Annotated in this window: 11 protein-coding genes; 9 read left to right on the plus strand and 2 right to left on the minus strand. The window is 42.8% G+C overall.

The window, feature by feature from the left end; genetic code table 11:
* Window positions 1–16 precede the first annotated feature (16 nt).
* Together FXZ76_RS05425 and aroC are read right to left on the minus strand one after the other, a co-directional pair.
* Entirely contained in the window at window positions 17–559 is a 543-nt protein-coding gene (locus FXZ76_RS05425) for a shikimate kinase (RefSeq protein ID WP_079536433.1), read from the minus strand.
* On the minus strand, window positions 556–1,737 hold the full coding sequence (gene aroC / locus FXZ76_RS05430; RefSeq protein WP_079536435.1) for a chorismate synthase: 1,182 nt from the start codon (window positions 1,735–1,737) through the stop codon (window positions 556–558). The genes FXZ76_RS05425 and aroC overlap by 4 nt, the downstream gene beginning before the upstream one ends.
* 87 nt (window positions 1,738–1,824) lie before the next feature.
* Here aroC and aroF point away from each other — a divergent pair, with 87 nt between their 5' ends.
* From aroF to FXZ76_RS05475, 9 genes are all read left to right on the plus strand, one after another.
* Window positions 1,825–2,847 (plus strand): 3-deoxy-7-phosphoheptulonate synthase, encoded by a 1,023-nt coding sequence (aroF, locus tag FXZ76_RS05435; protein WP_079536437.1) that lies wholly within the window; start codon window positions 1,825–1,827, stop codon window positions 2,845–2,847.
* Window positions 2,847–3,698, plus strand: coding sequence for a prephenate dehydrogenase (locus FXZ76_RS05440; protein ID WP_079536438.1), 852 nt, complete (start codon window positions 2,847–2,849; stop codon window positions 3,696–3,698). The genes aroF and FXZ76_RS05440 overlap by 1 nt, the downstream gene beginning before the upstream one ends.
* Window positions 3,698–4,849 carry a bifunctional chorismate mutase/prephenate dehydratase gene (locus tag FXZ76_RS05445; protein ID WP_079536441.1) on the plus strand — a complete coding sequence of 384 codons (1,152 nt, stop codon included), beginning with the start codon at window positions 3,698–3,700 and terminating at the stop codon, window positions 4,847–4,849. Before FXZ76_RS05440 ends, FXZ76_RS05445 begins: the two co-directional genes overlap by 1 nt.
* Before the next feature lie 11 nt (window positions 4,850–4,860).
* Entirely contained in the window at window positions 4,861–5,256 is a 396-nt protein-coding gene (locus tag FXZ76_RS05450) for a GrdX family protein (RefSeq protein ID WP_079536443.1), read from the plus strand.
* 49 nt (window positions 5,257–5,305) lie between these two features.
* A complete protein-coding gene (locus FXZ76_RS05455) occupies window positions 5,306–6,022 on the plus strand; it encodes a TetR/AcrR family transcriptional regulator (RefSeq protein WP_079536446.1) in 717 nt (238 codons plus the stop codon).
* A 439-nt stretch (window positions 6,023–6,461) separates the two neighbouring features.
* On the plus strand, window positions 6,462–7,751 hold the full coding sequence (grdG, locus tag FXZ76_RS05460; RefSeq protein WP_079536448.1) for a sarcosine reductase complex component B subunit alpha: 1,290 nt from the start codon (window positions 6,462–6,464) through the stop codon (window positions 7,749–7,751).
* A gap of 18 nt (window positions 7,752–7,769) precedes the next feature.
* Window positions 7,770–9,077: a sarcosine reductase complex component B subunit beta gene (grdF, locus tag FXZ76_RS05465; protein WP_079536451.1), complete on the plus strand. Its 1,308-nt coding sequence runs from the start codon at window positions 7,770–7,772 to the stop codon at window positions 9,075–9,077.
* Window positions 9,078–9,197: 120 nt separating this feature from the next.
* The gene (locus tag FXZ76_RS05470) at window positions 9,198–10,349 is read left to right on the plus strand and encodes a YkvI family membrane protein (RefSeq protein WP_079536453.1); all 1,152 of its coding nucleotides are present in this window, start codon (window positions 9,198–9,200) and stop codon (window positions 10,347–10,349) included.
* Between the two features lie 253 nt (window positions 10,350–10,602).
* Window positions 10,603–11,994, plus strand: coding sequence for a sodium:proton antiporter (locus FXZ76_RS05475; RefSeq protein WP_079536455.1), 1,392 nt, complete (start codon window positions 10,603–10,605; stop codon window positions 11,992–11,994).
* Window positions 11,995–12,226: the final 232 nt, after the last annotated feature.

Genomic DNA, 12,226 nt, shown 5'->3' on the forward strand with positions numbered 1-12,226 from the left:
TATCAACTCCTAATTATTAGCTTTCAATGATGTCTATTAACCCTTCTTCAGACATCATATCTATTACCTCATGATAGACCCGCCCAGAAGTTTTTCTTGTGGTATCAATCGTGTAATCGGCGGCCTCTTCATATTTCGGCAGTCTTTGAAAAAACAGCTTCTGCGCCTTTTTTACATCCTTAAATAACGGTCTTGTTTTTTTATTAGAAATTCTTCTTGCGCCGTTTTTTGCGTCGGAATATAGATGAATCACGATGCCAGAGTTCTTCATGATTCTAATATTTTCATCTGTGACAATAATTCCCCCTCCACAAGAAACAAGTCTTGGGGTGTTTGATTTAGAAATGTTTAAAAGAGCCTCTGTTTCATATTCCCTAAAGCCACTCTCTCCCACCTCGTCAAAAATTTCAGAAATTTTCTTGCCGTGAAAACGCTCAATGTAGAAATCCACATCAACGCACTCGCAACCACAAACTTTAGCAAGCTTCCGGCACACAGTAGTCTTTCCTGCGCCCATAAAGCCTATGAAATAAATTGTTTTGTGTAACTTAATCTTCATCGTGAAATAACAGAAAGACGATCCTTGTAGTGCTTAAGGTTAGCTTTCAAGTCGCTCATGCAAGTGTTCCCAAACATTTCAATGTAGGCATCAGCCAAAACAAGCGACACCTCCGCTTCCGCAACAACAGCGGCGGCAGGCACAGCACAAACATCCGACCTTTCTTTGCTTGATTTAGCAACTTCTAGAGTGTCAAGATTGACTGTTTCAAGAGGGTTCATGCATGTTGGAATTGGCTTCATTGCAGCTGTGATAATGAGCGGCATTCCATTTGTCATGCCACCTTCAAGCCCACCAGCGTTATTAGTCTTTCTAACAAATGAGCCACTCAAGATTGCGATTTCATCGTGAAAACGAGTTCCCAATTGTGAGACACCAGCAAAACCTGCACCGAATTCAAGTCCTTTTATTGCAGGAATTGAAAAAATGCTTGCTGCAAGCTTTGAGGTGAGACGACTTGTTGCTTCAGAATAGGAACCAAGACCAGGGACAAGGCCGGTTGCCACAACCCTAAAAGTGCCACCACAAGTCTCACCAGCCTCTTTTGCTTCATCTATTCGCTTTATCATGCGCTGTGTTACCTCATCGTCAGGACAACGCACCTCCGAAAATTCAATTCGAGCAAGCAAATCACTAGGAATCTCATTATTTGTATAGTCAATTAAACAAGAGTCATCGGTTGCAACATCTGCAATAGATTTGACCCAAGAAAAAACTTCAACGCCAACTTCGGCTAAAAGCTCTCGCGCAATAGCTCCTGCCGCAACACGTGCAGCGGTTTCCCTAGCCGATGCTCTCTCTAGAATGTCACGACAATCATCGGTGTTGGTTTTCATAAAACCAACAATGTCAGCGTGACCTGGCCGTGGAGTCACTTCGCGAGGGCACTCATCGGGACGATTTCCAAAGGCAGCCATTTTTCCAGTCCAGTTTTTCCAATCTTTGTTGACAATATCAATAGAGACTGGGCTGCCTAGAGTTTTCCCAAAACGAACACCGCTAGTGATTGTTGCAGTGTCGGTCTCTATAATTTGGCGACCACCGCGACCATAACCACTTTGCCGACGTCTCATGTCACTAGCGATGCTTTGTTCATCTAAATTTAGACCCGCAGGAACGCCTGTCACGATCGTAGTTAGTTTTGGACCGTGAGATTCTCCAGATGTTACATATTGCATTTCAAGCTCGTTTCAACTCGTCTACCTTAGTTTTGCTTATGCTATCATAATCCCACTAAGCACCCAAGATCGATACAGGAAACTCGCATGATAGCTACAGTTAAAAATACGGCAACAGAAGAAGAACTCAAGCATTTAATCGACTGGCTAAAAACAAAGGGATTAAAAGTTGACATCTCAAGAGGCACCACTGAGACAATAATTGGTCTTGTTGGTGACACAACAAAACTTGACCCTTTTCTTCTCGAAAGCATGGAAATTGTCAATCGAGTAACTCGTGTTTCAGAAAGCTTTAAGCTAGCAAACAGAAAGTTTCACCCACAAGACACAGTAATCGACTGCGGTCACGGAGTCAAAATGGGTGGAGATAACTTTAACGTTATTGCAGGACCATGTTCAATTGAAGGCGACAATCTCTTCGAGATTGCAAAAGAAGTTAAAAAAAGTGGCGCGACAATGCTTCGCGGTGGTGCTTGGAAACCACGCACTTCCCCCTATTCAAATCAGGGAATGGGAGAATCTGGGCTAAAACTCCTTCGTCAAGCAGGCGATGAACTTGACATGCCAATCGTCACTGAAATTATGGATGCCAGAGACATTGAAGTGTTTGAGAAACACAACGTTGATGTCATGCAAGTTGGAGCACGCAACATGCAAAACTTCTCACTTTTAAAGGCGCTGGGCACAATTAACACGCCAGTGCTACTAAAAAGAGGTTTGTGCTCAACCGTAGACGAGTTGTTAATGGCTGCAGAATACATCATGTCGGGCGGAAACAAAAATGTAATGCTTTGCGAGCGTGGAATTAGAACATTTGAAACTCGAACAAGAAACACATTTGATTTGAGCGCAATTCCTGTTGTTAAAGGCCTGTCTCACTTACCAATTGTCGCAGACCCAAGCCATGCAACAGGCTACACACGCTATGTTGTGCCAATGTCACTTGCTGCAACAGCAGCAGGTGCACATGCTCTAGAAATCGAAGTTCACAACAATCCTTCTAAAGCATGGAGCGATGGCGCACAGGCACTCACTCCAGCGCAATTTGATGACGCGATGAAACGCATCAAGATTATTCGCCAAGCAGTAACAATGAAGACAGAAGAATAATGACAGTAGGAATAGTTGGTCTCGGACTAATCGGCGGCTCGTTTGCCAAGGCGTTTAAAAATAGCGGCACAGACGTTTATGCATGGAACAGAAACAAAGAAACTCTGGCTGCTGCCAAAATCGACTCTGTCAAAAAAGAGCTAACAAAAGAAAACATCGACGAGTGCGAACTTGTAATATTGACAACATACCCTCAACACTGTGTAGATTGGCTTCGTGAATTTGCTCCCCACATCAACAAAAGCACGATAGTAATTGATGCTGCAGGCATAAAACGAAAAATATGCGCTGAGTGTTGGAAAATCGCTGAAGAGCATGGCTTTACTTTCATTGGCGCGCACCCAATGGCAGGAACACAGTTCTCTGGTTATGCTCATGCAAATGCAAGCCTCTATGAAGGTGCACCAATGATTCTGGTTCCAAATCCAAAATTAACCGACATGGAGCGCGTAATCGCAATCGACAAGGTGCAAACGATGCTTACACCTTGCAAATTTGGCTTCTATACGGTGACAAATGCAGAACATCATGACAAGATAATCGCCTACACTTCACAGCTTGCACACGTTGTGTCATCATGTTATGCAAACAACGAACTTGCGCTAAAACACGATGGCTTCTCAGCTGGAAGCTGGAAAGATTTAACTCGAGTAGCATGGCTAAACCCGGTTATGTGGAGTGAACTCTTCCTTGAAAACAGAGATTACTTAAGTGTAATGATTGAAAAAACAATTAATAATTTAGAGCGCTGCAAAAAAGCTATTGATGATAATGATAGAGAGGCACTAGAAGCATTCTTGAGCGAAGGCGACGCTATTAAAAAAGAATCTGAAAGAATAAGGACTGCATAATGACCGATTCAGGACTACAAAAAATCAGAGAAGAAATGGATGAAGTCGACGAAGAGATAGTCGACACTTTTTTAAAACGCATGGATGTAGCTGCAAAAGTTGCAAATTACAAGCGTGAACATGACATTCCAGTTCTCGACCGCGCACGAGAGCGGGAAAAAATAGCAAAAGTTATTGAAAGTGTTCCTGAAAATCGCAAGTCATATGTGATGGCATTGTTTAACACGCTCTTTGAGGTGTCTCGCGCTGACCAGTCAGCGGCGATAAACATGGATTGCCCAATTGTTTCAAAGATAGAAGATGCAATCAAAAACACTCCGGCACTCATGTCTGACACAGCATATGTCGCATGCCAAGGCGTAGAAGGTGCTTTTTCTGAAATTGCAACTGACAAAGTTTTTAAACATGCCAAAATCTCATTTTTCCCAAGCTTTAGAAGTGTATTCAAAGCTGTCGATGAAGGATTCTGCAAATATGGAATGCTTCCAATCGAAAACTCAACTGCAGGTGTTGTAAACGAAGTTTATGAATTGATGCGCGAATTTGATTTTTACATTGTAAAAATTGTTCGCCTGAAGGTGTCTGAAAATCTGCTTGCCAAACCTGGCACAAAACTTGAAGATATAACTGACATTTATTCACACCAAAAGGCGATTCAGCAGTGCTCAAGGTTTCTAGAGAATCTAAAAGGCGTCAAAATCCACGTGGCAGAAAACACTGCAACAGCCTCAAAAATGGTTGCCGAAAGTGATTCCAAAACTGTAGCATCAATTGGGAGCTCAAATGCAGCTGAAATATATAACCTTGATTTCGTTGCTAAATCCATCGAAGACAACAATGCAAACTACACTCGTTTTGCATGCATTTCAAAAGATTTAGAGATTTATCCTGGAGCTGACAAAACATCTCTGTCAATTGTCACCAGAAATGAACCTGGGTCGCTCTATAAAGTGCTTGCACGTTTTAACACATTAGAGATTCAGCTTTGTAAGCTAGAATCAAGACCAATCCCAAACCGCGACTTCGACTACATGTTCTATTTTGACATCGGCTGCAGCGTTTATGCGCCTGAATTCAAGCGCTTAATGGCTTCCCTTGACGATGTTGTCGAAGAATATCGTTATTTGGGTTCTTATTCAGAAATTATTTAGGAGGCATTTTAATGTCACTTCAAAAACTAGAATATGCAACCATCGTAACTAACAACGACAGAGTTGCTGAAAAATACAAAGATGTAACAAACATTATTTTGTGTGACACCTATGAGCAAGTGTTGATTAAAGTTCGTGATTTAGTTTATGACAAGCACATCCTGCTAACCCACCCACAAGCTTCAAGCCTAAAACCAAACCAGACTCCCTACAGAAGCGTGATTGTATACCCAAAAGGTGATCAGGATAACATCAAAGACATCATGTTGATTGATAAATGCATCCAAGTTTATTATGAGTGGCAAGAGATTTCTCCCAGCCCAGAGTCGTATAAACCAAAAGTTGCAAACGATTTTAAAACAATAGATTTGTCAGTCATTGATAACGTTATTCCTAGAATAGAATAACCATCTGATAACATAAGTCCTTGTAAGCTAGTGAAACGCCGGTGGGACAGTGAAGCCTAAAGACAAAAACACATATTTTAAAGGCTTAAATAGAAAAGAATATATCAATAGAGCGATTGCGCTTTCAAATAAAATCGGAATAGACAACATAACAATCAGAAGTCTAGCTGAAGAATTGAAGTGTTCTTCTGCTGCGCTTTATAGATATTTCAAATCTAAGGAAGAACTTGTTTATTATGTCAATTTGCAAGTTTTAGAAAACTACATAATTCGTCTAAACAAAGCCGAACAAAATTGGAAGACCCCGTGGGACATGTATTCTGGGGTTTGGGATTGCTATTGCCGCGAAGCTTTTACCCACGTAAAAGCCTATGACCAAATCTTTTTTCAAAACACTAACAGCGATTTGAATAAATCCATGAAGGAATACTACAAGATGTTTCCAAACAACATCACCCACTCAAATGAGATTTTCCAACAAATGCTCTCAACTTCAGACTTCATGGGACGTGACTACAAGATGTGCCTGAAATGTGCCGATTTAGGATGCATTTCATATGACAAGGCAAAACAACTCAACAGATCTGTTTGCATGCTCTATAAGGGTTATTTCAAAACTATCGAAGATGAAGGCATTGAGCAATATGGTGTCGATTCTTGGACAAGACAATGCATTGAAGACATTGACATGATAATTTTTGCACTTGCAGATGACCTTCAAGGATACAAAGGATACTACGTCACCAACTCCCCTTCAGTTTTGTAGCAACTCATTTGTTCAACCGCGCCATTAAGACATTAATCACTTGAGCTCACAATCACTCAAATAAACATCAAAAATAGCGACCCTTAAATCTCTCATCCAAAAAAACATGTTTAAAAAATTAGCGTGATTACATTATTAAAATTTCTTAGTCTATGAAAAATCAGGAAATAGAGTTGTTATCAAGGTAACACTGGGAAAACTTGATTAAACGATTTTTTGAATGTTGCAAAAAAGTTAACGAATTCCAGAGCATATGCACTAAATTGGTGCATAATATAGACATCTTCGTGAAACAGTTTTAGGGGAATTATTCAGAGGTTATTGTTATCACGATTACAAGAATGGGGGGATCTAAAACAACTCAACTTATCACTGCAAATCTCTATGCAATTGTTATCACGATCATTCTGTAATTTCTGTAGAAGAGGAGGTTTAAGTTATGAAACTTGAACTTGGAGAAATTCAAATTAAGGATATCCAATTCGCAGACAAGTCGGAAGTTAAAGACGGAGTTCTCTACATCAATAAAGAAGAAGTAGAAGCTCTAGTTCTTGAAGACGAGAAACTTGCCGGATGCAAATTGGACATTGCTCGTCCAGGAGACAAGACAAGAATCACTCCTGTAAAAGACGTGCTCGAGCCACGCGTTAAAGTATCTGGTGGCGGAGAAATCTTCCCAGGCATTCTTGGTAAAGTATCACCAGCAGTTGGCGAAGGTCGCACTCATGCATTGAAGGGCTGCACTGTTATGACAGTCGGACGCATCGTTGGATTCCAGGAAGGCGTTGTCGACATGTCAGGTCCAGCAGCTGACTACTGCCCATTCTCAAAGACAGTAAACCTTTGTGTTGTCATTGAGCCAAATGGTGAGCTTGAGACACATGTTTATGAGAAGGCTGGAAGAATGGCAGGCCTCAAGGTTGCTCAATATGTTGGCGCACTTGGCAAAGACGTCGAGCCTGACAACATCATCACATATGAGACAAAGCCAATCTTCGAGCAAGCAGCTCAATACCCAGATCTTCCAAAAGTTGGCTATATCCACATGCTTCAGTCACAGGGACTTTTGCACGACACCTACTACTACGGCGTTGACGCAAAACAAATCGTTCCTACTGTCATGTACCCAACCGAGATTATGGACGGCGCTATCGTTTCTGGTAACTGCGTTGCTCCATGCGACAAGGTAACTTCATTCCATCACATGAATAACCCTGTTATTCATGACCTCTATGAGCACCATGGAAAAGACGTTAACTTCATGGGTGTAATTCTCACAAATGAAAACGTCTTCTTGGCTGACAAAGAGCGTCACTCAGACATGGTTGCAAAACTTTGCAAATGGATGGGTCTCGACGGTGTGCTCATTTCTGAAGAGGGATATGGCAACCCAGACACTGACCTCATGATGAACTGCCGCAAAGTTGAGCAAGCTGGCACAAAAGTTTGCTTGATTACTGACGAATTCCCTGGCAAAGACGGCAAGTCAGCATCTCTGGCTGACACATGCGAAGAAGCAACAGCGCTTTCTTCATGTGGCCAAGGCAATGCTACATTGCAATTCCCTGCCATGGACAAAGTCATTGGCATGCAGGACTTCATCGAATCACAAATTGGTGGATGGGCTGGATGCATGAACGAAGACGGCTCATTTGAGGCTGAACTCCAAATCATCATCGCTTCCACAATCGCAAACGGCTACAACAAGCTTGCTGCAAGAGGATACTAAGAGGGAGCGTGATAGAAAATGGCTAAATACAAAGTAGTACACTACCTAAATCAGTTCTTCGCAGGCATTGGCGGAGAAGACAAAGCTGACTTCAAACCAGAAGTACAAGAAAAGGTAATCGGACCAGGAATGGCTCTTCAAGCTGGTCTTGGTGAAGACTTTGAAATTGTTGCAACAGTTATCTGCGGCGACAACTTCTTCGGCGAGAACCTTGACGAAGCAACAGACACAATTGTTGACATGGTTAAGCAATATGAACCAGACGTGTTCGTAGCTGGACCTGCATTTAACGCTGGTCGTTATGGTGTTGCTTGCGGCACAATCTGCAAAGCTGTTGAAGAGCGTCTTGGTGTTCCAGTTCTTTCTGGTATGTACACAGAAAACCCTGGTGCTGACATGTTCAAACAGGACGTAATTCTCGTTGCTACTGGCGACAGCGCTGCAACAATGAGAAAAGCAGTTCCTAACTTTGTAACACTCATCAAAAAGATGGCTACTGGCGAGGAAATCCTCGGACCAGACGAGGAAGGTTACCTCGAGCGTGGCATCCGTGTTAACTACTTCGCTGATGAGCGCGGTTCTGAGCGCGGAATTAAAATGCTCATCAAAAAGATGGCTGGTGAGCCATTCAAGACAGACCTTCCAATGCCTAAATTTGACCGCGTTGAGCCAGGCCCTGCAATCACCGACATGGCACATGCAACAATCGCTGTTGTAACATCAGGCGGCATTGTTCCTCTTGACAACCGTGACCACATTGAGTCATCAAACGCTACAAAGTTTGGTTGGTACACAATGGAAGGCATGGACTCCTTAAGCAAAGATGACTACATGACCATTCATGGTGGCTATGACCGTCAATTTGTTCTCGAGAATCCAAACCTTGTTGTTCCTCTTGACACACTTCGTCAAATGGAAAAAGATGGCCGCATTGGAAAACTCTATCCAATGTTTGCATCAACAACTGGCACTGGTACTGCTACAAACTCAGCTGCTAAGTTCGGCACTGACATTGGAGCGAAGCTCAAGGAAGACGGTGTAGACGGCGTAATTCTCACATCCACTTGAGGCACTTGCACTCGTTGCGGTGCAACGATGGTAAAAGGAATTGAGGCTTACGGCATTCCTGTAGTTCACATTTGCACAGTTGTCCCAATTTCTAAGACAATCGGTGCTAACAGAATCGTCCCTGCTATTGGTATCCCTTACCCATTAGGCGACCCAACCGAGGGCGAAGAAGAGTCAAGAAAGATTCGCGACGAACTCGTCGAGAAATGCCTTGAGGCTCTTGAAACACCTGTCACAGAACAGACAGTGTTTGAATAAAAAACGGTAAGTGAGGCAAGGGGGCTTGTAATTATTTAGCTCGGTAGGCTAAACGAAGCCCCCTATCCTCAGCAGCAACGTCTGCTAAAGCAGATTCCAAAAAAACTTGAGGGGTTTATTATGGAAAACAACAAAATGAAAATCGGAGCCGTTATTGGCTTCACAGGCGCCATGATCGCTTTCTACATTGGCGCAGGCTTTGCAACCTTCCAAGAGGTTCTTCAGTATGAGGCATCATACGGCAATGCAATGATTGTCGTCGTTATTGCATTGGCAGTAATTTACCTTTACACCAACTTTTCATTTGCAACAGTTGGCTCAAGGGTAAACGTAGAACGTGGCGGCGATATTTACCAGCACTACTGCGGCAAATATGTCGGCACATTCTTTGACTGGTTTTGCGCAATTTATTGCTACATTTGCTTCTTCGTAATGTGCGGCGGCGCAAACTCAACTTTGACACAGCTCTTCGGATTCTTCGGCATTAACTGCCCATATGGCGTTGGTGCTGTAATCATTACAGTAGCAGCAATTGCAACTGTAGTTTTCGGGCTCGACGGCATTGTTAACGCTCTTGGCAAACTTGGTCCAATCATCATCGTTCTCATTCTTTTCGTTGCAATTTGGACATTGGTAGCAAACATTGGCGGATACACACAAGGCATCCAAGACATGGAAAGATTAGTAGCTGATGGCACGGTAGCAAAAGTTGGCACAAATCCAATTTCAGCAGCCCTTTCATACAGCGGCTTTGTAATCATGTGGTTTGCAGCATTCATGGCTGAGCTCGGCGCAAAGAACAAGCTGAAGGAAGTTAACGCTGGTGTTGTTCTCTCAATTATCGGCATTGCTGCAGCAGCAATCCTTTGCTCACTCGCTTTGATTTGCACAGCTAGCTGGTCATGTGTACAACCTATTCCATCACTCGAGATGGCAATGGCAATCCACCCAATCTTCGGCGTAATCTTCGCATGCATCGTTTTCTGCGGAATTTACACCACATCAGTACCTCTGCTTTGGACTGGCATTACACGCATCACTCCAGAAGGAACAACAAAGTACAAGATTACCGTTGTAATCGGCGCTATCGTTGGATGCTTGATTGCATGCTTTGTCCCATACAAAGGTCTCGTAAACTTCATTTACGGTACACTAGGATATGTAGGATTTGTTCTTGTAATCTTCATGATTATCTATGACATCCGCACAAAGATGGGCAAAAACCCAATTAAACCTGGCAACCTCCCATTTGTTGGCGCTAAAGACGAATAAAGCAGAACAACCAACAAACGCAAATGGGATTTGCATAGCGTAGAGAAAAGTAATGGTTCTACCTTCTCTACCCCCCTCCAACAGAAGCGGCGTCTCAATCCCGGCGCCGCTTCTTCCTATATTTGAAACAAAATTTATTTAACTTTTAAGATTGACCTAGCTAGACAAGCCCAGTCAATCTATAATTCTTATAGCCGTGTGAATGAGGGGTTCGCAGGGCGATAGGTTAATTTATTAGTTAGGAGAAATTTGTATGGACGTCGGCTCTTTACTTCCGATTTGGAGCATCATACCTTTCGTTGGCATGCTGCTCTCAATCGCAATTTTCCCACTTGTTAAACCAGAGTGGTGGGAAGCTCATCAGCTGCATGTCGCCTTGGCCTGGGGCTTTTTGTTCCTGATTCCATTTACCTTTGCATATGGAATGAATGAAACGCTCTATCAGCTCGCGGAATCTATCATCGTTGACTACATTCCTTTTATCGTGCTGTTACTTGGCCTGTTCGTTGTTTCAGGTGGCATTCATGTGGCTGGATCTATTGCAGGCACAACAAAAAACAACGTTATTTTGCTTGCAATTGGCACATTTTTAGCAAGCTGGATTGGAACTACTGGAGCAGCAATGCTTCTCATTCGCCCAGTCATCCGTGCTAACAAATGGCGCAAAAACAAAAAACACATCATTATCTTCTTCATTTTCTTAGTAGCGAACATCGGCGGATGCCTAACCCCTCTCGGTGACCCACCTCTGTTCCTTGGCTATTTAAGAGGAATTCCATTCTTCTGGACTCTTGAACACATTTGGCCACTTCTTCTCTTGAATTCAGTGCTTTTGCTTGCTCTTTTTGCCGCAATTGATTATCACTTCTTCAAGAAAGAAGATGCCGAAGCTAGAGCCGAACTTGAGCTTCAACAAAAGGCAGAAAACAAAGTGCCAATCAAGCTCGAAGGTCTTGTCAATATCGCATGGCTCGCGCTCATTATCGTCGCTGTAATTCTGAATGGCTTGATTCCACAAATGCCACAATTCATAGATCCAGCTACAAATCAAGTCTATGGATTTACAATGTCATTTGGTGAGCATTCAGTTCACATTGGATTCCAATACTTTGTACAGATTATTCTTATTTTGATTGCTGCTTTCTGCTCGCTCAAAACAACAAAGAAGCCAGTTCGTGAAGCTAATGAGTTTGAATGGGGTCCAATCGCAGAAGTTGCAAAACTCTTCATTGGAATCTTCATCACAATGATTCCTGCTCTTGCGCTTCTCCGTGTAAACGGTGGCAGCCTAGGCATTGACAGTCCGCTCAAGTTCTTCTGGTGCACTGGTGCTCTTTCGGGCTTTTTGGACAACTCGCCAACATATGTCGTGTTCCTCACAACAGCAGGTGCACTTGGCTCAGAAGGTATGCCAGCAATTGTAACCACTGTTGGCACTGTTGCAATTAGGAACTTGCTCGCAATTTCTGCTGGCGCAGTGTTCATGGGTGCTCTCACCTACATCGGCAATGCACCAAACTTCATGGTCAAATCGATGGCTGAAAAAGCACACATCAACATGCCATCTTTCTTTGGCTACATGGCCTGGTCATTTGGCATACTAATACCTTTGTTCATAATCGACACGCTCATTTTCTTCCTATAGAAAAAAGGTGAAAACAATCAAACTCGCATCCCTATTGCGATTTGTTTTTGCAAACCCCTTGAGGCAAACGCTTCAAGGGGTTATTTTTTTGCATTTAAACATATCATCCATGTGATAACATCATTGATTCACTCTAGCACACAGGCTTTTTTTAAGCTGCGCCTTCAGGATGCCCAAATGCTTCGTGTTTTAAAAAATAAGATAAATAATTAATGAGACAAGGGTACAAGTC

This window comes from Phoenicibacter congonensis (assembly GCF_902386915.1).
GTDB classification, from domain to species: domain Bacteria; phylum Actinomycetota; class Coriobacteriia; order Coriobacteriales; family Eggerthellaceae; genus Phoenicibacter; species Phoenicibacter congonensis.